Below are 22,039 nucleotides of genomic sequence, written 5' to 3' on the forward strand. Positions count from 1 at the left end.
GCGGACATGACGAACACGGTTTCCGAACAGTACGCGAAGGTCGACTTCTCCCCCATCCAGGCGCTCACCGAGGGCGAGGTCATCACGCAGTCGCCCGTACGTGACATCCGATTGGCCTCTGGCAAGGTGCTCGCCCTGATCACGCTCGACAACGGTCGTGACCACACCCGCCCGAACACCCTGGGGCCCGCGACGCTCACGCAGCTGGGTGAGACCCTCGACGGGCTCAAGGCACGGGCCGCGGCCGGCGAGATCCAGGCCGTCGGCATCACGGGGAAGCAGTACATCCTCGCGGCCGGCGCTGATCTGTCCGACATCAGCAAGGTCGGTTCGCGCGACAACGCACGTCTCATCGCGCAGCTCGGCCACAAGGTGCTCGGCAAGCTCGGCGACCTCGGTGTCCCGTCGTTCGCCTTCGTGAACGGCCTCGCCCTCGGCGGTGGCCTGGAGATCGCACTGAACTCCAGCTACCGCACGGTCGACGCGTCTGCCGCCGCGGTCGCGCTCCCCGAGGTCTTCCTCGGCATCATCCCCGGTTGGGGTGGCGCCTACCTGCTGCCGAACCTGATCGGCATCGAGAACGCCCTCGAGGTGGTCATCTCCAACCCGCTCAAGCAGAACCGCATGCTGAAGCCGCAGCAGGCGTTCGATCTCGGCATCTTCGACGCGATCTTCCCTGCCGCGAACTATCTCGAGAACTCGCTGTCTTGGGCCGACGCCGTGCTCGGAGGCAAGAAGGTCGAGCGCAAGAACGAGCCGGGCAAGATCGAGCGTCTCACCAAGTGGCCGATCGCCATCAAGATGGCGCGCGGAATGCTGGAGTCGAAGATCGGCACCATGCCGAAGTCGCCGTATGCGGCGCTCGACCTGCTCGACAAGGCCAAGGGCGGCACCAAGGCGGAAGGCTTCGCCCGTGAGGACGAGGCCCTGGCCGAGCTCGTGACCGGCGACCAGTTCGCCGCGTCGATGTACGCCTTCGACCTGGTGCAGAAGCGCGCGAAGCGACCTGTCGGCGCCCCCGACAAGCAGCTCGCGAAGAAGGTCACCAAGGTGGGCATCATCGGGGCCGGACTCATGGCGAGCCAGTTCGCGCTGCTCTTCGTGCGCAAGCTCCAGGTGCCCGTGCTCATCACCGATCTGGACCAGGCGCGCGTCGACAAGGGCGTCGCCTACATCCACGAGGAGATCGGCAAGCTCGAGGCCAAGGGACGACTGGACTCCGACTCCGCGAACAAGCTGCGCGCCCTCGTGACCGGCACCACCGACAAGAGCCTCTACGCGGACTGCGACTTCGTGATCGAGGCCGTGTTCGAAGAGGTCGGCGTCAAGCAGCAGGTGTTCGGCGAGATCGAGAAGATCATCGCCGAGGACGCGATCCTCGCGACCAACACCTCGTCGCTGTCGGTCGAGGAGATCGGGTCGAAGCTCGCCCACCCCGAGCGACTGGTCGGCTTCCACTTCTTCAACCCGGTCGCGGTGATGCCGCTGATCGAGATCGTGAAGACACCCGCAACGGACGATGCCGCACTGTCGACGGCGTTCGTCGTCGCGAAGAACCTGGGCAAGAACGCGGTCCTCACCGCCGACGCCCCGGGCTTCGTCGTGAACCGACTGCTCGCCAAGGTCATGGGTGAGGCCGCACGCGCGGTGTACGAGGGCACGCCGATCGCAGACGTCGAGAAGGCCTTCGGCCCGCTCGGGCTGCCGATGGGCCCGTTCCAGTTGATCGACCTGGTCGGTTGGAAGGTCGCCGCCCATGTGCAGGACACGATGGTGCACGCGTTCCCGGAGCGGTTCTACGCCAACGAGAACTTCCATGCCCTCGCTGAACTCGACACAGTCGTGGAGAAGGACAAGGGCGGACGTGTCGTCGGCTGGAGCAAGCAGGCCGAGAAGGTCCTGAAGCCCGCTGTGGGCAAGACACCGGCGACGGCTGCGACGATCCTTCAGCGCGTGCAGGACGGTCTGGCCCAGGAGATCAAGCTGATGCTCGACGAGGGCGTGGTGCCCGAGGTCGAGGACATCGACCTGTGCCTGATCCTCGGAGCCGGCTGGCCCTTCATCGATGGCGGCGCTTCTCCGTACCTCGACCGCGAGGGCGCATCCGAGCGGGCGTTCGGCGGCTCGTTCCACACCCCGCAGATCCGCGGCGTCGAAAGCCGCTGATCCCACCCGAAGGGGCCGCATCGAGAGGTGCGGCCCCTTCGTCGTCTCTGGGGTCGATCGCCTACTGTGACGGCCGGGTATCCGCTTCTCCGGCCTCCGGCCAGTACGACAGAGCCCGCTCCGCCAGAGCGGTGATCGTGAGAGACGGGTTCACCCCGGGGTTGGCGGGGACGGCCGAACCGTCGACCACGTGCAGCCCCGGATGCCCCCAGACCCGGTGATACGGATCGATCACGCCGTCTTCGGACGTCGCCGAGATCACCGCGCCGCCGAGGAAATGCGCGGTCAGCGGGATGCCGAAGACCTCCGGCCACGATCCGCGCGCCGCCGTCGACACCCCGCCCTCCTGCTGGACGCGGGCCGCGATCGCCGCTGCGGCTCTGTGCGCCTGTGGAAGGTAGCTCGGATTCGGCTCCCCATGCCCCTGTGCACTGGTCATCACCCATCGGCCGAAGCGCCGTCGCAGAGACAGGGTGAGCGAGTTGTCAGCCGTCTGCATCACGAGTGCGATGATTCCGCGCTCGCTCCACCGGCGGAGGTTCCCGAGGCGGAACTGGCGCACCGGCGAGCGGAGCACCTGCGACACGAGGCTGCCGAGACGGGCGCCGAGGCCTCGATCGCCGGGGACGAGAACGGTCGCCAGAGCACCCATCAGGTTCGATCCGGGGCCGTAACGGACGTTCTCGACGTGGGTGCGATCATCGACGTGGAACGAGGTCGTGATCGCGACGCCTCGAGCGAGGTGCAGAGAGTCGGGAACCGCCGTCGCCACCGCACCGTCGAGAGCTTCGGAGTTGGTCCGGGTGAGGCGCCCCACGGCGTCGGAGACCCGCGGCAGCGCGCCGGACGCCTTCATCCGATGCAGCAGGTGCTGGGTGCCCCAGGTGCCGCCGGCGAGCACGACCTGCTCAGCCGTCACCGTCCGGCGCGCACGACGGAACCAGGCGCCGCTGCGCTGCGTCGTCACCGCGAAGCCGCCGCCGGGCAGTTCCCGCACCTCGCTCACGGTGCGCAGCGCCTCGACCGCGACGCCTCGACGCTCCGCGAGCGCGAGGTAGTTCTTCATGAGTGTGTTCTTCGCGCCGATCCGGCAGCCCACCATGCAGTTGCCGCAGAGCGTGCACCCGGTGCGGTCCGGCCCTTCGCCGTCGAAGAAGGGGTCCGGCGTGCGCTCCCCCGGCTTGCCGAACCAGACGCCGACGGGCGCATGACGGAAGGTGGAGCCGACACCCAGATCGTCTGCCGCACCGGCCATGATCCGTTCCACGGGCCCGGTGTGCGGATAGTGCTCCACGACGCCGAGCATCCTCTTCGCCGTGACGTAGTGCGGTGAAAGCTCCGACTCCCACTCGGCGATGCCCCGCCACTGCGCATCCTGGAAGAAGGCAGCACCCGGCTGATAGAGCGTGTTGGCGTAGTTGAGCGACCCGCCGCCCACTCCCGCGCCTGCCAGGATCATCACGTGCGGAAGCCGATGGATGCGCTGCACCCCGAAGCAGCCGAGCTTCGGGGCCCACAGATAGCGGCGGAGATTCCAACTGGTCTTCGCGAAGTCCTCGTCCTCGAAGCGGCGGCCGGCCTCGTAGACGCGCACCCGGTAGCCCTTCTCCGCCAGCCGCAGCGCCGCGACCGACCCGCCGAACCCGGAGCCGACGATCACGACCTCCTCGTCGAAGCCCTTCATCGCGTCCCCTTCGCTTCCGGGACCATCATCGTGAGCGCAGCGGGAAGGACGGCGACGGTGCACTCGTCCTCACCGATCCGCTCGCCGTCGGCATAGACCACGAGACCAGGCGCTACCACCGTCACGGTGCGTGCACGGCGATGAGCGACCTCCGGCCTGTTCAGGTGGGATCCGCGCAGCAGCAGCGGAAAGAGACGCAGCAACCGCAGTCGGCCGAGAGGTGCGACGTGCACGATGTCGAGCAGCCCGTCGTCGGGCACCGCTCCCACGCAGATCGGCATCCCGCCCCCGTAGCTCGAGGTGCTTCCGGCGGCGATCAGCGTACCCGGGGCACGTCGCGTCGGCTCGCCGTCGATGGCGAGCGTGAAGTCCATGGCGCGCAGCCGTGCGAGTTCGATCAGCAGCGCGAGGTAGTAGCGTGGCGCGCCGTGAGGCCAGCGAAGTCGATTCGTGCGATCGCTGACCTTCGCATCGAACCCGAACGCAGCGATCGTGAGGAACTTCCGCTTCCCGGATGCCGTGCTGACCTCGCCGACATCGATCGGCCGCGGCACGCCCGTGAGTGCGAGCTCCGCGGCGGCGGCAGCGTCGTTGCGCGGCAGTCCGAGAGCACGTGCGAGGTCGTTCCCCGTGCCCGCCGGCACCAGGACCACCGGGACGGTGCGGGCGCAGACCGTGTCGAGAATCCCCGACAGCGTCCCGTCGCCGCCGACGACCACCAGCGCTCGCGGATCATCTGCCAGGGCTGTGAGGGCGAGCCGAGCTGTATCCGCCGCGGAACCGCCCGCATAGACACGCACCTCGGCGCCACGATCTCGGAGGTACCGGACGGCGGCTTCGGCTGCTCTCCCGCCCCGGCCCTTGCCGGAGAACGGATTCGCGAGCACGGCGATGTGCTCGGCCACGTCAGTGCGTTCCCTCGACGGGGATCACGGCGCCGGGATTGAGGACACCGGCGGGATCGAGTTCGCGTTTGATGGCTGTGAGGATGCGGATGCCGGTCTCGCCGATCTCCTGGCCGAGCCAGGGTGCATGGTCCCTGCCGACAGCGTGGTGATGGCTGATGGTTCCGCCCGAGGCGATGATCGCGTCGTTGACGCGGGCCTTCACCGGCTCCCACACCCCGAGCGGATCCACGCGGACGCCGGCGAGCACGGTGAAGTACAGCGACGCCCCGGTCGGGTAGATGTGGGACACGTGGCACATGACGTACGACTTCGCTCCGGCATCGGCGAAACCCTCTTTGAGCGCCGCTTCGACGGCCGACCGCAGCGTCTGCAGGTTCGACCAGGTCGTCGCGGTCTCCAGCGTCTCGCAGAACACGCCGGCATCGAGCAGCGAGTCCCGCAGATAGGGGCCGTCGAACCTACCCTTCAGCCAGTCCTCCGCCGGGCCCTCCCCCGAGGAGATTCCTCCGGCCGCAGCGAGGTGGGCGCTGGTACGAGCCCGTCGTTCGTCGATCCCATCGCCCTCATATACGGTGACCACGCTCGCACCCTTTGCGAGAGCCTTCCCGATCTTGCCGACCTGAGCGAGGCTCACCGCCGTCTCCGCCTCGTCGGACAGTCGGATGACCGTGGGCCCGTTGCCCTGCTGCGCGACACGGCGCAGACCGTCGGCTCCGCTGGCGAAGTCGGGGAACGACCAGGACTCGAACACGCGGTGGCGTGGAGTCGGATGCACCCGCACTCGCACCTCGGTGATCACGCCGAAGATCCCCTCCGACCCGAGGAAGACCCTGATCAGGTCGGGGCCGGCGGCCGAACCCGGTGATCGCCCCAGCTCGATGTCACCGGTCGGCGTCGCAACTCTGATCCCGGTCACCATCGTGTCGAAGCGGCCGTTCCCCGCCGAGTTCTGCCCGGACGAGCGAGCGGCCGCGAACCCGCCGATCGTGGCATAGCGGAAGCTCTGCGGGAAATGTCCGAGCTCGAGCCCGTGCGCGGACAGCAGCGCCTCAGACTCGGGTCCTGTCGTCCCCGCGGCGAGCACGGCCTCACCACTGACCTCATCGAGCCTGATCAGGCCGCTGAGACGCCGTAGGTCGAGGCTCACGACCGCATGGTGCGCGCCCCGCTCCGGGGCGAGGGCACCGACGACACTCGTGCCACCGCCGAACGGGATGACGGCGATTCCCTGTGCGACCGCCACGTCGAGACACGCGCGTACCTCGCCGTGGTCAGCGGGACGGATGACGGCATCCGGAGCATCCTGACGGGTCTCACGACGGCGGAGGAGGTCGGGAGTCGAACGCCCCCCGGCATGGCGGACACGCGCCTCGGCGGTGTCGTCGACGTGTGCGGCACCGACAGCGGAGGAGAACGCCGCATGGTCCGCATCGGTCAACCGCGACGGCTCCAGCTGCACGTGTGCGAGCTCGATGGCCGGTGCAGGCCTGCGCACGCGTCCGAGCAGCATCGGCAGCAGTGCACGCACCGCTAGCGGCAGGTCCTTCGCCTTGGCCGGATCGCCCCAGCCGTTCCATCTCATCGACGGGTCCGCATCGACCCTGCCATTGTCTTGGCCCATGCGTTACAGTGTGACACATCATGGAAGAACGTCAACCTCTGTGGGATACCACGCAGACGAGGATCCTCGATGCCGCCGATGCGCTGATCGAACGGCGCGGTGTGCACGGCGTCACGATCGCCGAGCTCGCCCGCCGCGCCGATCTCAGCCGTCCCACGATCTATCGCAACTGGAGCGATGCCGACGACGTCGTCCGCGCAGCTCTGCTGCGACGCGTCGACGGCATCCTGGCCACGTTCTCGGCGGGTGCGCGCACGCGAACCGCCCTCGTCGACGACGTCCTGCGCTTCACCACCCTCTTCCGCAACGATGCCCTCTACGGGCGCCTGCTCGCCGACGAGCCCGAGGCCTTCACTCGATACACGCTGCAGCGGGTGGGATCGAGTCAGCGCATGATCCTCGAGTGGCTCGCCACGGCGATCGGCACCGCACAGGCCGACGGCTCGGTCAGGCCGGGCGCGCCGCAGGAGATCGCGGTCATGCTGCTGCTCATCGCGCAGTCCGCAGTCCTCTCCCACGGCACGGTAGCCGACCTCATCTCGGACGACGCGTGGGAGCGCGAGCTGCGAACCGCGCTCGACGGGCTGTTGCGTCCATGACCCGGGATCCATCCGCGCTCAACGTCGCGCGACGGAAGATCGAGCTCGCGGTCGCGGCCGATGAACAGGTCGACGTGCTCGTCATCGGAGGTGGGATCACGGGCGCGGGAGTCGCCCTCGACGCCGCATCGCGCGGTCTCCGTGTGACGTTGATCGAGGCCGAGGATCTCGCCTTCGGGACCAGCCGGTTCAGCTCGAAACTCGTACACGGGGGCTTGCGCTACCTCGCGACCGGCGACATCGCGACCGCGAGGGAGAGCGCTCTCGAGCGTCATCTCCTCATGACCGCCATCGCCCCGCATCTGATCCGTCCGCTCGGGCAGCTCCTGCCATTCTCGTGCGGTGTGACATTCCGTCAGCGCACCGCAGGAGCCATCGGCATGGGGATGGGCGATCTGCTTCGCATGCGGGCGCACACGCCCCGTGGGGTGCTCCCTGCCCCCGCTCTCGTGTCGGCGGGCACCGCCACCCGGCTGGTGCCCGCTCTCGATCCTCGGGGCCTGCGCGGGGGGATGCTGTCCTACGACGGACAGCTCGTCGACGATGCCCGCCTGGTGGCGACCGTTGCCCGCACCGCGGCGTCCTTCGGAGCGCGCATCCTCACCCGGGTGCGAGCCGTCGCGCTGCGCGGGGACGGTGCCGCGGTCGAGGAGACCACCACCGGCGAGCGGTTCGAGATCCGTGCCCGAGCCGTCGTCAACGCGACGGGCGTCTGGGCAGGCACGCTCGACCAGGCGATCAGCGTGCGTCCGAGCCGAGGCACCCATATCGTCCTCGACACCGCCGACCTCGGGACTCCGTCGACGGCGCTCACGATCCCGCACGAGGGTTCGATCAGCCGCTACGTCTTCGCACTGCCGCAGGCGTATGGCCGCGTGATCGTCGGGCTCACCGACGAGGATTCCCCCGGCGCCGTGCCGCGGATCGCTCAGCCGACCGAGCCGGAGATCGACTTCCTCCTGAGGAGTCTCAACCGCGTGATCGCCGCACCCGTCGGACGCGATCAGGTGCGGGGCGCGTTCGCGGGGTTGCGGCCGCTGGTCGACAGCGGCACGGACTCGACCGCCGACGTCTCGCGCAGGCACCTGGTGTCGGCGTCCGAGACGGGTTTCGTCACCGTGCTCGGCGGGAAGCTCACGACCTACCGACGCATGGCCGAAGATGCGGTCGATCTCGCTGTACAGACCCGCGGCATCCAGGCAGCACCGAGTCGGACGGCGTCGTTGCGACTCGTCGATCGTGTGGTGCCCGCCTCCGAGGAGCTGCTGGACGACGCGACAGGTCTGACCACCGCCGAGGTCGAGTTCGCCGTCCGGGTCGAGGGGGCGATGACCGTGGACGACGTCCTCGATCGCCGCACGCGAATCGGGCTCGTGGACGCAGACCGCGCGCGCTGTCACGCGGCGGTCGAGGCCGTCGTCGCCCGCACCGTCGCCGACCTCGGCTGAGCCCGTCCCATCGCCGGTCCGGGCCGGCGCGTATCCACCGCCCGGCGTCGCGGGGAACGTGCGGAGAACAGCGCATGAACTCCCCCGAACGATGCCGCCCGATGGCACGCGGGGACTCCCCGACCCTGCACAGTGGTGACATGGACATGCTCTTCACGATGCTGGGCGGCAAGGGGATGTCGGGGCTGCTGAAGACCGGCACGGCGATCCTCACCACGCTTCTGGTCCTCCCCGCCCTCCTCAAACTCTTCATCGTCACGGTCGACGAGGGCTGGGCCGCGATCCGGACCCGCAACGGCAAGCCGATCATCCGCAATCGCCCACAGCGTCGTCCGACAGGCCGCGGCGGTGCGGTCGGCGAGGTCGTCGTCCTGGACCCGGGCTCGCACGGCGCGTTCCCCCTGTTCTACTGGTACAAGCTCATCGATGTGCGGTGCCGTGCGACGGATCTACCCGCGCGCGAGATGAGCGGTGCCGGCGGCCACCAGCATCGCGTTCACGCGTCGTTCGAATGGCGCCCCATACCGACGGGAAGCGACCTTCGGGTCTTCGAGCTCGATGTCGTGAACGTCAAGGAGCGAGCCTCGAACATCGTCGGCGCGGCTCTGAGAGATGTCATCCGCGGGCTCGAAGGGGCCGAGCTGCCGCACAATGACGAGATCAACACCCGGGTGATCGCAGCCAGCGCCGAGGAGGTCCGCCGTGCCTGCGGGGTGGAACTCGTGCGCGTCATGGTCACCGGCGATGCACTCACCGACGGCTACTTGCTGTCGACGGCGCTTCGCGACGTCGATCGTGGAGCACAGGCCGTCGCGGCGCTGCACGCCCTGAACTGAGGCCAACGCCGACGCCGACGCCGCGATGCTCCGAAAGATCGGGGCGGGACTCAGTGCCGCTCGTGCAGCGGAAGGTCGATGGTTCCGGTCTCCCCCGCGTGACGCGCCTTCGGAATACGCGTCCCGAGCACCTGCGACACGATGTCCTGCGCGATCTTCGAGGGAGTGAGGCCCGCGTCGGCGAGGATCTGGTCACGCGAGGCGTGGTCGATGAATTCGTCGGGCAGGCCCAGCTCGTCCACCGCGGTGTCGATGCCGGCCTCGCGAAGCACCTGGCGCACGCGCGTGCCGATGCCGCCGACGCGGATGCCGTCCTCGAGCGTGATCACGAGGCGATGATGGGCGGCGAGCTCGACGATCGACGGCTGCACCGGGATCGCCCAGCGCGGATCGATGACCGTCGCGCCGATCCCCTGCGCACGAAGGCGGTCGGCGACGTCGAGTGCGAGCTCGGCGAACGGGCCGATGGCGACGATGAGGACGTCCTCGGACTCTCCGCGGGCGAGCACATCGACACCGTCGGTCAGACGTTCGAGCGCCGGGAGATCTGCCGCGACCTCGCCCTTCGGGAAGCGGATGACCGTCGGAGCGTCCTCGACATCGACGGCCTCGCGAAGGGCTTCGGTCAGTCGTGCGCCATCACGAGGCGCGGCGATGCGGATGTGCGGGACGATCTGCAGCATCGCGAGGTCCCACATGCCGTGATGGCTGGGGCCGTCCGGTCCAGTCACGCCGGCCCGGTCGAGGACGAAGGTGACGCCGGCGCGGTGCAGAGCCACGTCCATCAGCACCTGATCGAAGGCGCGCCCCATGAAGGTCGCGTAGAGCGCGACCACCGGGTGCAGGCCCCCATAAGCCAATCCGGCGGCGGATGCGACCGCGTGCTGCTCGGCGATGCCCACGTCGTACACCCGATCCGGGAAGCGCTCGGCGAACGGCGCGAGCCCGGTCGGCCGCAGCATGGCAGCCGTCATCGCGATCACGTCGCTGCGCTGCTCGCCGACGGAGACGAGCGCGTCGGAGAACACATCCGTCCAACCACGTCCGCCGGAGGACAGTGTCTCCCCGGTCGTCGGATCGATCTTGCCGACGGCATGGAACTGGTCGGCCTCGTCGTCACGAGCCGGCTGGTAGCCCCGCCCCTTCTCGGTGATCGCATGGACGATGACCGGGGCGCCGTAGGACTTCGCCAGTTCCAGCGTCTCGAGAAGCGCGGGGAGGTCGTGCCCGTCGACGGGACCGAGGTACTTGATGTCGAGGTTGGAGTACAGCGCCTCGTTGTTCGTGAACCGCGAGAGGAAGCCGTGCGTGCCACCACGGACACCGCGGAACACCGCACGCCCTACGGGACCGAAAGCCCGGAACAGGCGGTCAGAACGCTGATGGAGGTCTTTGTAGGCCGCTGCGGTGCGCACCCGGTTGAGATACCGCGACATGCCGCCGATGGTCGGTGCGTAGGAGCGCCCGTTGTCGTTGACGACGATGACGAGGTTGCGGTCGTTGTCGTCGGAGATGTTGTTCAACGCCTCCCAGGTCATGCCACCGGTCAACGCGCCGTCACCGACCACCGCGACCACATGGCGGTCTGCGCGCCCGGTCGCCGTGAGCGCTCGAGAGATGCCGTCGGCCCAGCTGAGCGAGCTGGACGCGTGCGAGGACTCCACCACATCGTGGGCACTCTCGCCGCGCTGAGGGTAGCCGGCGAGGCCACCGCGGACGCGCAGGTCCGAGAAGTCCTGACGTCCGGTGAGGAGCTTGTGCACGTACGACTGATGTCCGGTGTCGAAGATGAAGGGATCGTCCGGCGACGAGAACACGCGGTGCAGAGCGATCGTCAGCTCGACGACACCGAGGTTGGGGCCGAGATGACCGCCGGTCCGGGACACGTTCTCGACAAGGAAGGTGCGGATCTCCGCGGCGAGCTCGTCGAGCTGATCCGTCGACAGCGCGTCCAGATCACGGGGTCCTGAGATGCTCGGAAGAATGGGCATCTGCGCCTCCTCACAGGTTCCGTCAGATGCGTCGGACAGGCTTCCGACGCGCTCCCGATCCTACCGCCCTCTCGCGGGAGAACCCGGTGAACAAGCACCCCCTTGACACGAAGAAGGGGCCCGGATCCGAAGACCCGAGCCCCGTCCTCCGTGCGATCAGACCAGCGAACGCAGAACGTACTGCAGGATGCCGCCGTTGCGGTAATAGTCGGCCTCGCCGGGGGTGTCGATGCGCACGACCGCGTCGAACTCGACCGGCTGCTTGCCCTCAGGTGAGTTCTCGCTCGGGGTCGCCGTGACCTTGACCGTCTTCGGGGTGACACCGTTGTTGAGCTCTTCCAGACCCGAGATCGAGACGATCTCGGTGCCGTCGAGGCCCAGCGACTCCCAGCTCTCGCCGGCGGGGAACTGCAGCGGGACGACACCCATGCCGATCAGGTTCGAGCGGTGGATGCGCTCGAAGCTCTCGGTGATGACCGCCTTGACACCCAGCAGGCTCGTGCCCTTGGCCGCCCAGTCACGCGACGAGCCCGAGCCGTACTCCTTGCCACCGAAGATGACGAGGGGCGTGCCCTGCTCCTGGTAGTTCATGCTCGCGTCGTAGATGTACGACTGCGGGCCACCGGGCTGGGTGAAGTCACGCGTGAATCCACCCTCGACGACCTGCCCGTCGTTGACGGCCGCGACCATCGCGTTCTTCAGACGGATGTTGGCGAAGGTGCCGCGGATCATGACCTCGTGGTTGCCGCGACGCGAGCCGAAGGAGTTGAAGTCCTTGCGGTCGACGCCGTGCTCCGTGAGGTACTGGGCCGCAGGTGTGCCGGCCTTGATGTTTCCGGCGGGCGAGATGTGGTCGGTGGTGACCGAGTCGCCGAGCGTCGCCATGACGCGTGCACCTTCGATGTCCTTCACCGGGGTGAGCTCCATCGTCATGCCGTCGAAGTACGGTGCCTTGCGCACGTAGGTCGAGTGCTCGTCCCACTGGAAGATCGCGTCATCCGGGGTGGGCAGGCTGCGCCAGCGCTCGTCGCCGTCGAAGACCGTCGCATACTGCTTGATGAACTGCTCGCGAGAGATCGAGGAGTCGACCAGTTCCTGCACCTCGGCCGGGGTCGGCCAGATGTCCTTCAGGAAGACGTCTTCACCGTCGGTGCCCTTGCCGAGCGCGTCGTTCTCGAAGTCGAAGTGCATCGACCCTGCGAGTGCATACGCGATGACCAGCGGCGGGCTGGCGAGGTAGTTCATCTTCACGTCGGGGCTGATGCGCCCCTCGAAGTTGCGGTTTCCCGAGAGGACGGCCGTGACGGCGAGGTCGTGCGAGTTGATCGCCTCCGACACCTCTTCGATCAGCGGACCCGAGTTTCCGATGCAGATCGTGCAGCCGTAGCCGACGGTGTAGAAGCCGAGGCCCTCGAGGTCCTTGTCGAGACCGGACTTCTCGTAGTAGTCGGTGACGACCTTCGACCCCGGGCCGAGCGTGGTCTTGACCCACGGCTTCTGCTTCAGGCCCTTCTCGAGCGCCTTGCGTGCGACGAGACCGGCGGCGATCATCACCGACGGGTTCGACGTGTTGGTGCACGAGGTGATGGCCGCGAGAGTGACCGCGCCGTTGTCGAGGATGTACTTCTCCCCCGACGGCGTCGTGACCGGTACGGGCTTCGAGGCGTTCGCCGGGGCTCCGCTGTTGATGTGCACCGGGCGCGTGGTCGGCTCCTCGTCACCGGGCGTCTGGCCGGGGTCGGACGCCGGGAACGAGTGCTTCGACTCCAGATCGACGATCGAGTCCGATGTGGACGGCGAGGCGTAGCTGAGAATGTCCTGCTCGAACTGCGACTTGGCCTCCGAGAGCAGGATGCGGTCCTGCGGGCGCTTCGGGCCGGCGATCGACGGCACGACGGTGCCGAGGTCGAGCTCGAGGTACTCGCTGAAGGTCGGCTCGACGTTCGAGTCGTGCCAGAGCTTCTGCTCCTTGGCGTACGCCTCGACCAGCGCGACGGCTTCTTCGCTGCGACCGGTGAGACGCAGGTAGTCGAGCGTCACGTCGTCGATCGGGAAGATCGCGGCCGTGGAACCGAACTCGGGAGACATGTTTCCGATGGTCGCGCGGTTGGCCAGCGGCACCGAGGCGACGCCCTCACCGTAGAACTCGACGAACTTGCCGACCACGCCGTGCTTGCGCAGCAGGTCGGTGATCGTGAGCACGACGTCGGTCGCGGTGACGCCGGCGGGGATCTCGCCGGAGAGCTTGAATCCGACGACGCGCGGGATGAGCATCGACACGGGCTGGCCCAGCATGGCCGCCTCTGCTTCGATACCGCCGACACCCCAGCCCAGCACGCCGAGACCGTTGACCATGGTGGTGTGCGAGTCGGTGCCGACACAGGTGTCGGGGTAGGCGCGGAGCACGCCGTCGACATCGCGGTCGTAGATGACCTTGGCCAGGTGCTCGATGTTCACCTGGTGGACGATGCCGGTTCCCGGCGGGACGACCTTGAAGTCGCTGAAGGCCGTCTGACCCCAGCGCAGGAACTGGTAGCGCTCGCCGTTGCGCTCGTACTCGATCTCGACGTTGCGCTCGAGGGCGTTCTCCGAGCCGAACAGGTCCGCGATCACGGAGTGGTCGATGACCATCTCAGCGGGCGAGAGCGGGTTGATCTTGTTCGCGTCACCGCCGAGCGCCGTCACGGCCTCGCGCATGGTCGCGAGGTCGACGATGCAGGGAACACCGGTGAAATCCTGCATGACCACACGGGCCGGCGTGAACTGGATCTCGGTGTTCGGCTCGGCCGCGGCATCCCACGAACCCAGCGCCTCGATCTGCGCCTTCGTCACATTCGCGCCGTCCTCGGTGCGAAGCAGGTTCTCCAAGAGGACCTTGAGACTGAAGGGGAGCTTCTCGAAACCGGGCACCGTGTCGATGCGGAAGATCTCGTAGTCGGTGCTGCCGACTGTCAGGGTGCTCTTGGCACCGAAGCTGTTCACCGTGGACACGAATCCGTCTCCTTCTATTCGGATGGGAGCGACAGGCGCCTCCATCTTGCTCGCCAGCGAGCCCCTGCGGCTAGCAAGGCGGACCTAACCAGTCTGCTCCGCGCAGCTCACCGGCGAAAGCCTGCGATTTATCTTGATGTCAAGATAAATCTATCACGCCTCGGGAGCATCCTCGCGCGCGGGCACGCGCGGGTGGAGCGCGCGAACGACCAGCCACGTGACGGCGATGAGCGGGGCGAACAGCGGGAGCCCCATGATGAGCTTGAGCGTGCCGAGAGCCGTGACGTCCCCGGCGAGATAGAGCGGCAGCTGCACGGCCAGACGGGCGAAGAACAGCGCGGCCCAGGCGATCCCGAGCCAGAAGTAGGCCCGACGCTTTCGACGATCGTCGCGCCAGGTGGTGCCCTCCCCCATCAGGAATCCGACGGCGAGGCCGATCAGCGACCACCCGATCAGAGCCGACACCAGGATCACCGATCCGTAGACCGCGTTCGTGATGAGTCCGGGGACGAAGTTGTCCGCGCCTCGTCCGGTCCACAGCGCCAGCGCGGCAGCGGCGACTGCGGCGATGAGACCGCCGAGCGCGGCCGACGGCGGCGACTTCTGCACGAGCCGGACGATCGTGAAGACCGCCGCCAGGCCGACCGAGATCCCGAGCGAGAGGATCAGCGGCTCGGGGCGGATCGTGAAGATGATGACGAACGCGAGGCTGGGCAGCACCGACTCGAGGATGCCGCGCCACCCTCCCATCGCGGACCAGACGACCTTGTGCGTGGTCGAGCTCTCCGCAGGGTCGAGACCTGCGCGACGCGCGACGCCGCCGAGAGCTTCCCCGAGGATCTCGGAGGTGCTCTTCTCGCGTTCGGCGTCGGGTTCGGGAGCGCTCACGCCGAACCCGGGGTCGCCGGCATCTTGAGGGGGATCAAGTCACGCGGAGGCATCGGAGATCCGCCGCGGACGACCACGATCGAGCGGAAGAGGTCTTCCACCTTCTCCGCCGCATCGGGGTCCGAGGCGCCTGCTCCACCGATCACGCCACGGAGGAACCAGCGCGGACCGTCGATACCGATGAAGCGAGCGAGACGCAGACCGGATCCTTCCGCCGCCGTGGCGGGGACCTCAGCGAGGAGCTCCTTGCCCAGCGGGCCTTCGCGCTCTTCGACGCGTCCGCCCTGCGCCTTCACCTGCTCGCGCAGCTGTACGCGCGTCTCGTCCCACAAACCGCCGGTTCGCGGAGCTGCGAAGGGCTGCACCTGGAGAGACGAATCCGCGTAGTCGAGGCCGACCGCCACGATGCGCTTCGACTGCTCCTCGACCTCGAGGCGCAGGTTCAGGCCCTCGCGCGGCAGGATCTTGATGCCGCCGAGGTCGATGTACGGGCGGACCGGGTTCGCCTCGGAATCGTCGAAGGGACCGTCGGTGGCACGATTCAGCGGTGCCGACTTCGAAGGGGTCTCGTTGTTGTCAGTCATTGGCCTGTCCTGCTTCGTTCTGGTGGGTCGCCGCCTGGTACCCGGTGGAACCGAACCCACCGGCACCGCGGACGCTGTCCGGCAGCTCGTCGACCGGGATGAACGTGGCGCGCGTGACCGGCATGATGATCAGCTGCGCGATACGATCGCCGACCGCCACATCGTACGCGCTCTTGGTATCCGTATTGATCAGGCTGACCTTGATCTCGCCGCGGTACCCGGCATCCACGGTGCCCGGCGAGTTCACGATCGAGATACCGTGCTTCGCCGCGAGGCCGCTGCGCGGGACGACGAACGCGGCGTACCCGTCAGGCAGAGCGATGCTGACGCCCGTCGGCACGAGGGCGCGCTCCCCCGGCTCGAGGTGCACGGCTTCCGCCGCGACCAGATCGGCACCGGCGTCGCCCGGATGCGCATACCCGGGCACCACTGCAGCGATAATGGGGACATCAACGGAATCGGTCACCCCATGAGGCTAATGCAGAACCCCACCACGGACACACGTCCCCGCTACCGCGAAAGACTCTCACCGAGCCTCTGGCTGCTCGTGACCGTCGCGGTCGCCGGGCCCATGGTCTCGCTGGTCTTCGTGCCGATCGGTTCGACCGTCGCACTCATCCTCGGTGCGGCCGTGTCGGCCCTGCTGGTGCTGGCCTTCATCGTCGCCACACCGGTCGTCTCCGTCGTCGGATCGGAGTTGAGGGCCGGCCGCGCACACATCGACACGAAACACCTCGGCGAACCCGTCGCTCTGACCGGCGACGAGGCCCGCCATGCCCGTGGCCCCGGACTCCCGGCGCGCGGGTGGCACCTGATCCGCGGCGGCATCGACGGCATCGTCGTGGTCCCGAACCTCGACCAGGACGATCCAGTCGAGGCCTGGACGATCTCCACTCGAACGCCGGACCGTCTGGTCGCGGCGATCCGTGCTTCTCAGCCCTGAACAGAACCGTTACAGCGGACAGCACCGGCACAGGCCACCCGCATACGACAGCGCGCCCCTGACCGTGGTGGTCGGGGGCGCGTGATACGTCGCTCGGAGGACTGCTTACGCAGCGCACTCCTTGCAGATGGGCCCGGATGCGCCCTCGTGGTCGAGCTGTGAGCGGTGCTTCACGAGGAAGCAGCTCATGCACGTGAACTCGTCCTGCTGCGCGGGCAGCACGACGACGTCGAGCTCGAGGTCGGAGAGGTCGGCACCCGGAAGGTCGAAGCTCGACGGGTTGTCGGAGTCTTCGTCCCCGCTTGAGCCGGAAAGCTTGTCCGGCACACGCTCCTTCAGGGCTTCGATCGACTCGGAGTCGTCTTCGCTCTTTCGGGGGGCGTCGTAATCGGTTGCCATGCGGTAGATCTCCACTTTCATGGTGCGAGTGGGTGGTGCGCCGTCGGGTATTCGGCGGCCATAGTTTGCACGACCAGACGACATAACGCAAATGCTCGTCCGTGCGACAGAGGAAACTCACGGCACGCCCAGGGTATTCCCGGCCCAGACGCCCCGCGCGTGACACCATGAACGAACACCCATCAGAGGGGCATTCGCATGGAAAACGTCACCATCGTCGGCACAGAAGCAGGAGTCCTGGTACTCGCGACCGAGTCGGGCGAGCGGTTCGCGCTGCCCATCGACGACATGCTGCAGCGCGAGATCCGTCGCGCCACCCGTCAGAGCGAGCCGACCGCCCAGAAGCTCGCCGCCAGCCCGCGCGACATCCAGGCGCAGATCCGTGCCGGCCTCACCGCGCCCGAGGTCGCCGAGTTGCTCGGCATCAGCGTCGACGACGTCGCCCGCTTCGAAGGACCCGTTCTCGCCGAGCGTGAGCATGTGATCGGACAGGCGCTCGCGGTGCCGGTACTCATCGGCAGCGAGGTCGAGCCCGATGCCCAGCCGACCTTCGGCGTCGCCGTCCGCGCCAAGCTCGCTGAAGTCGAGGCCACGTCAGAGCGTTGGGCGAGTTGGAAGGAGGACTCGGGCTGGACCATCAAGCTCGAGTTCACGGCCAACGACGTCGAGCACGATGCCCGCTGGAGTTTCGATCCGCGCCGCAGCGCACTGTCGCCCCTCAACGCCGACGCCACGCAGTTGTCCCGGCAGGGTTCCCTGCCGGAAGGCCTCATCCCCCGCCTGCGTGCCGTGGACGCCGACCGGATCACCTCGCCGTACAAGGACGAGAGTCGCTTCGACTCCGGCGCTTTCGGCCCTCGTCTGCTGCCCGCGCCCGACGCAGAGGTCGAAGACCCGTCCCTGCCCGAGCGCTCCGACGCCGCTGCGCAGGATGCGGCGATCAAGCGCGCTCCGGCCGCCCAGACCACGAGTCCGGAGACGGCCGACCTCCTGGAGGCGCTTCGTCGGCGTCGCGGCCAGAGGGAGACGGCGCCCCTGCTCGACGATGTCGAGGAGACGGACCGCCCGAACCCGAGTCCGATCTCCCTGTTCGAGTCTCTGGAGGAGCCGGATGACGAGCCGGAGCCGCAGCAGCCTGCGCCGCAGCCGACCAGTTCCGACTCCGGCGACTCCCCCGGTCGGCGACGCCGTCGGAACGCGATGCCGTCCTGGGACGAGATCGTCTTCGGCGCTCGCACCGATGAGTGAGACTCGCACCGACGTGAGTTCGTCCCGGTGTCCGGTGAGTTTCATCTGACCGCAGTTCCGGAGATCTGCGTCAGCGTGCGAAAGCACCGAGCCTGATCACGGGAACCTGCCGTTCCTCGGGCGTGATCGCTCCGTGCTGGCCGACCATCCCCCGTCCGCGCTGGTCGGCAGCCGTACCGTCGTACACCGCCCAGGATCCGCGGGCGATCGCCAGCAGGTCGCCGATCCGGGACGATGCCGCATCGCTGACCGTCGGCCCGAAGAGTCCTGCCTGCACCGCCTCATCGCGCGTGACCACGTCGGCCACTCCTTCGAGGTCGGCACGCCATCGTGCGGTCACCGCGTCGGCGTTCGACTCTGGCTCCAGGTAGACGTGCAGCATGCGCGGCTCTCCGCCGACGTGTCGGATGCCCTCGAGGTGAGCCTCCTCCAGGACGACCTGTCGGTTCGGCGCCACGTCGACCATGCCGTGATCCGAGGTGACCACGACGCCGACACCCGGGGGCACGCGTGCGGAGAGTGCGGCATCGACGTCCTCCAACGCCGCGACCCACTCCGACGAGGCGATGCCGTACTTGTGGCCGGCCTTGTCGACCTCGGGAAGGTAGCAGTAGACCAGCGATCCCGGGTGAGCCTGGGCGAGGTCATACGCGGCTTCGACCCGCGATGCGGCCGTGGTCGCTGCCACGAACTCGGCGCCGCGAAGGGTGGCCTTGGTGAAGCCGCTGTGCGCGTACCCGGCGAAACCGACGGCGAAGCTCGCATGCCCGTCGCGGCCCGCCCGCTCGAAGATGGTGGGGGCCGCCTGCCAGGTGAAGGGATCGATCCCGTCGGTCTCCCAGCCGCTGAGCTGGTTGACGAGCACGTCACGGCTCGGATCGAGCACGCGGTAGCCGACGAGTCCGTGCTCCCCCGGCCACACCCCGGTGACGATGCTGGTGAGCGCCGCCGCCGTGGTCGAGGGGAAGACCGACTGTGCCACGTCCTTCTTCGCCATTCCCGACGTCAGCGCCCGTGCATGTCCGGCATGACCGCGCAAGCTGATCGCACCCAGCCCGTCGACCACGACGAGAACGACCGAGTCCGCGCGTGGCAGCACCTCGGATTCGCCTCGGAGTGCGGTGAACAGGTCGTCCGCCACCCCGACGACACTCCGGGCACTCAGCGGCGCGGACGGTAGCATGAAGGACATCCGAGCCAGTCTGACACAGGCTCCCGTATGCCCTCAGGAAGTCCATGCCGAAAACCCCGCCGCCCGAGCCTGTCGAGGAGCGCATCCAGGACATCGACCTCTCCACCGAGATGCAGGGCTCGTTCCTCGAGTACGCATATTCGGTGATCTACTCGCGCGCTCTGCCCGACGCGCGCGACGGTCTGAAGCCGGTGCAACGCCGCATCCTCTATCAGATGGCCGAGATGGGCCTGCGTCCCGACCGTGGTCACGTCAAGAGCGCGCGCGTCGTCGGCGAGGTCATGGGAAAGCTTCACCCCCATGGTGACTCCGCGATCTACGACGCGCTGGTGCGCCTCGCTCAAGAGTGGGCGCTGCGCGTCCCCCTGGTCGACGGGCACGGAAACTTCGGATCCCTCGACGACGGGCCGGCGGCCGCCCGATACACCGAGGCACGGCTCGCCGCTGCCGCCCTGGCGCTCACCGAGAACCTCGACGAGGACGTCGTCGACTTCATCCCGAACTACGACGGGCAGTTCCAGCAGCCGGCCGTGCTTCCGGCTGCCTTCCCCAATCTCCTGGTCAACGGCGCCAGCGGCATCGCGGTGGGCATGGCGACCAACATGGCGCCGCACAACCTCATCGAGGTCGTCGCTGCGGCTACGCACCTGCTCGAGAACCCGGATGCGACCACCGAAGAGCTGATGGAGTTCGTCCCCGGCCCCGACTTCCCCTCCGGCGGAATCCTGATGGGGCTCGACGGCGTCAAGGACGCCTACACGAACGGACGCGGCGCCCTCAAGGTGCGAGGCAAGACCTCGATCGAGCCTCTCGGCCCCCGGCGCACCGGCATCATCGTGTCGGAGCTGCCGTACATGGTCGGCCCCGAGCGATTGCTCGAGAAGATCCGCGACGCCGTGCAGGCGAAGAAGCTGCAAGGGATCAGCGACGTCACCGACCTCACCGACCGCAACCACGGTCTTCGCGTCGCGATCGGCATCAAGACGGGCTTCGACCCGAACGCCGTGCTGGAGCAGCTGTACCGGCTGACCCCGCTGGAGGACTCCTTCAGCATCAACAACGTCGCTCTGGTCGAAGGCCAGCCGCGCACGCTCGGCCTCAAGGAGATGCTGAGCGTCTACGTGGGCCACCGCCTCGAGGTCATCACCCGACGCAGTCGATACCGCCTGAAGCGGCGCGAGGAGCGTCTGCACCTGGTGGAGGGTCTGCTCATCGCGATCCTCGACATCGACGAGGTCATCCAGGTCATCCGCTCGTCCGACGACTCCGAGCAGGCCCGCACCCGGCTGCGTTCGGTCTTCGATCTCAGCGAACTCCAGGCGGAGTACATCCTCGAGCTGCGCCTGCGCCGCCTGACGAAGTTCTCGCGGATCGAGCTCGAGACCGAACGTGACGCGTTGCTGGCCGAGATCGCCGCCCTCCGCGAGCTCCTCGGCAGCCCCGTGCTGCTTCGCGCCGCGGTCGCGAAGGAACTCGACGCCGCGGCCGATGCCTACGGCACCCCGCGGCGCACGCTGCTGATGAACGCCGCTCCCCCGAAGCCCCGCGCGACCAAGGGCGCGGTCGACCTGCAGATCGCCGATGCACCCACCGTGCTCGTGCTCTCGACCACAGGTCGCACCGTCCGCGTCGACCTCGGCGAGGGCCAGGAACTCACCGTTCCGGCGCGCCGCAGCAAGCACGATGCGATCCTGACCACGGTCGAGACCACGGTCCGCGCCGAACTGGGCGCACTCACGAGCCTCGGTCGCGTGGTCCGCTTCTCCCCTGTCGACCTCCCGTCCGTGCCTGCCACCTCCGTGCAGCTCGCGGCGGGTACCCCGCTGCGCGACTACCTCGGCATCACGACCAAGGGCGAGCGCATCCTCGGCTTCGTGCGATTCGACAGCGAGACCCCGATCGCGCTCGGCACCGCCCAGGGCACGGTCAAGCGCATCGTTCCGTCGACCCTCCCCGTGCGTCCCGACCTCGAGGTCATCGGAATGAAGCCGGGTGACACGGTCGTAGGAGCGGCTGAGGCGCCGGATGATGCCGAGCTGGTGTTCGTGACGACCGACGCGCAGCTACTCCACTTCCCGGCATCGACCGTGCGCCCACAGGGTGCCCCGGCGGGCGGAATGGCCGGCGTCAAGCTCGGCTCCGGGGCATCGGTGCTGTTCTTCGGTGTCGTCGATCCCGCCGCCGAGTCCGTGGTCGCCACGGTCTCCGGCGGCGACAGTGCGCTTCCCGGCACGGAGCCGGGCCGCGCCAAGGTCTCGTCGTTCGCCGAGTATCCGGCCAAGGGCCGCGCCACGGGCGGTGTGCGCGCTCACGCGTTCCTGAAGGGCGAGGACCGTCTCACGGTCGCGTGGGTCGGCCCCCAGCCGCCGCAGGCTGTCGACCCGACCGGCGCCGTGCGCAAGCTCCCGGAAACCGGTGCGCGTCGTGACGCCTCCGGCCAACCCGTCGAAGGCGTCATCGGCAGCATCGGCCGCACGATCGTCTGAGTGCACCGCGGGCGGCGTGACCGCCTGCAGCGAAGAAGCCGGCCGGGTGTCCACC

General features: G+C 68.2%; 17 protein-coding genes. 7 read left to right on the forward strand and 10 right to left on the reverse strand.

What is annotated here, in order from left to right:
• The first annotated feature begins 6 nt into the window (after positions 1-6).
• The gene (locus ACFVWL_RS16360) at positions 7-2,166 is read left to right on the forward strand and encodes a 3-hydroxyacyl-CoA dehydrogenase NAD-binding domain-containing protein (protein WP_387184952.1); all 2,160 of its coding nucleotides are present in this window, start codon (positions 7-9) and stop codon (positions 2,164-2,166) included.
• 61 nt (positions 2,167-2,227) lie between these two features.
• Here ACFVWL_RS16360 and ACFVWL_RS16365 read toward each other — a convergent pair whose 3' ends face one another.
• The 3 genes from ACFVWL_RS16365 to ACFVWL_RS16375 are packed head-to-tail and all read right to left on the reverse strand — an operon-like array spanning position 2,228 to position 6,379.
• Positions 2,228-3,850: an FAD-dependent oxidoreductase gene (locus ACFVWL_RS16365; RefSeq protein ID WP_387184954.1), complete on the reverse strand. Its 1,623-nt coding sequence runs from the start codon at positions 3,848-3,850 to the stop codon at positions 2,228-2,230.
• Complete coding sequence (locus ACFVWL_RS16370; RefSeq protein ID WP_387184957.1) at positions 3,847-4,755, reverse strand: YegS/Rv2252/BmrU family lipid kinase; 909 nt, start codon at positions 4,753-4,755, stop codon at positions 3,847-3,849. The genes ACFVWL_RS16365 and ACFVWL_RS16370 overlap by 4 nt, the downstream gene beginning before the upstream one ends.
• 1 nt (position 4,756) lies before the next feature.
• Positions 4,757-6,379: an FAD-binding oxidoreductase gene (locus ACFVWL_RS16375; RefSeq protein ID WP_387184960.1), complete on the reverse strand. Its 1,623-nt coding sequence runs from the start codon at positions 6,377-6,379 to the stop codon at positions 4,757-4,759.
• Between the two features lie 20 nt (positions 6,380-6,399).
• On the opposite strand from ACFVWL_RS16375, the gene ACFVWL_RS16380 reads away from it, so the two are divergent.
• The 3 genes from ACFVWL_RS16380 to ACFVWL_RS16390 all read left to right on the forward strand — a co-directional run bounded on the left by ACFVWL_RS16380 (position 6,400) and on the right by ACFVWL_RS16390 (position 9,262).
• Entirely contained in the window at positions 6,400-6,978 is a 579-nt protein-coding gene (locus tag ACFVWL_RS16380) for a TetR/AcrR family transcriptional regulator (protein ID WP_387184963.1), read from the forward strand.
• Positions 6,975-8,426, forward strand: coding sequence for an FAD-dependent oxidoreductase (locus tag ACFVWL_RS16385; RefSeq protein ID WP_387184966.1), 1,452 nt, complete (start codon positions 6,975-6,977; stop codon positions 8,424-8,426). Before ACFVWL_RS16380 ends, ACFVWL_RS16385 begins: the two co-directional genes overlap by 4 nt.
• Before the next feature lie 140 nt (positions 8,427-8,566).
• The gene (locus ACFVWL_RS16390; RefSeq protein WP_387184969.1) at positions 8,567-9,262 is read left to right on the forward strand and encodes an SPFH domain-containing protein; all 696 of its coding nucleotides are present in this window, start codon (positions 8,567-8,569) and stop codon (positions 9,260-9,262) included.
• Positions 9,263-9,312: 50 nt separating this feature from the next.
• On the opposite strand, the gene dxs is transcribed toward ACFVWL_RS16390, so the two are convergent.
• From dxs to dut, 5 genes are all read right to left on the reverse strand, one after another.
• Complete coding sequence (gene dxs / locus ACFVWL_RS16395; protein WP_387184972.1) at positions 9,313-11,253, reverse strand: 1-deoxy-D-xylulose-5-phosphate synthase; 1,941 nt, start codon at positions 11,251-11,253, stop codon at positions 9,313-9,315.
• Positions 11,254-11,409: 156 nt separating this feature from the next.
• Positions 11,410-14,244: an aconitate hydratase gene (locus tag ACFVWL_RS16400; RefSeq protein WP_387184976.1), complete on the reverse strand. Its 2,835-nt coding sequence runs from the start codon at positions 14,242-14,244 to the stop codon at positions 11,410-11,412.
• Positions 14,245-14,397: 153 nt separating this feature from the next.
• Positions 14,398-15,132 (reverse strand): DUF3159 domain-containing protein, encoded by a 735-nt coding sequence (locus ACFVWL_RS16405; RefSeq protein WP_387184979.1) that lies wholly within the window; start codon positions 15,130-15,132, stop codon positions 14,398-14,400.
• Positions 15,129-15,716 carry a DUF3710 domain-containing protein gene (locus ACFVWL_RS16410; RefSeq protein ID WP_387184981.1) on the reverse strand — a complete coding sequence of 196 codons (588 nt, stop codon included), beginning with the start codon at positions 15,714-15,716 and terminating at the stop codon, positions 15,129-15,131. Before ACFVWL_RS16410 ends, ACFVWL_RS16405 begins: the two co-directional genes overlap by 4 nt.
• Positions 15,709-16,182: a dUTP diphosphatase gene (gene dut / locus ACFVWL_RS16415; protein ID WP_387184983.1), complete on the reverse strand. Its 474-nt coding sequence runs from the start codon at positions 16,180-16,182 to the stop codon at positions 15,709-15,711. Before dut ends, ACFVWL_RS16410 begins: the two co-directional genes overlap by 8 nt.
• Positions 16,183-16,194: 12 nt before the next feature.
• Between dut and ACFVWL_RS16420 the strand changes: the two genes are divergently transcribed.
• Positions 16,195-16,659, forward strand: a complete 465-nt coding sequence (locus ACFVWL_RS16420) for a DUF3093 domain-containing protein (RefSeq protein ID WP_387184985.1) — start codon at positions 16,195-16,197, stop codon at positions 16,657-16,659.
• Positions 16,660-16,764: 105 nt separating this feature from the next.
• On the opposite strand, the gene ACFVWL_RS16425 is transcribed toward ACFVWL_RS16420, so the two are convergent.
• Entirely contained in the window at positions 16,765-17,058 is a 294-nt protein-coding gene (locus ACFVWL_RS16425) for a DUF4193 domain-containing protein (protein ID WP_029259298.1), read from the reverse strand.
• Between the two features lie 198 nt (positions 17,059-17,256).
• Here ACFVWL_RS16425 and sepH point away from each other — a divergent pair, with 198 nt between their 5' ends.
• Positions 17,257-18,306, forward strand: coding sequence for a septation protein SepH (gene sepH, locus ACFVWL_RS16430; protein WP_387184987.1), 1,050 nt, complete (start codon positions 17,257-17,259; stop codon positions 18,304-18,306).
• A gap of 70 nt (positions 18,307-18,376) precedes the next feature.
• On the opposite strand, the gene ACFVWL_RS16435 is transcribed toward sepH, so the two are convergent.
• On the reverse strand, positions 18,377-19,498 hold the full coding sequence (locus tag ACFVWL_RS16435) for an alkaline phosphatase family protein (protein ID WP_387184990.1): 1,122 nt from the start codon (positions 19,496-19,498) through the stop codon (positions 18,377-18,379).
• A 44-nt stretch (positions 19,499-19,542) separates the two neighbouring features.
• Here ACFVWL_RS16435 and ACFVWL_RS16440 point away from each other — a divergent pair, with 44 nt between their 5' ends.
• Entirely contained in the window at positions 19,543-21,984 is a 2,442-nt protein-coding gene (locus tag ACFVWL_RS16440; RefSeq protein ID WP_387184993.1) for a DNA topoisomerase (ATP-hydrolyzing) subunit A, read from the forward strand.
• Positions 21,985-22,039 lie beyond the last annotated feature (55 nt).

The organism is Microbacterium sp. NPDC058269, from assembly GCF_042881445.1.
GTDB lineage: Bacteria > Actinomycetota > Actinomycetes > Actinomycetales > Microbacteriaceae > Microbacterium.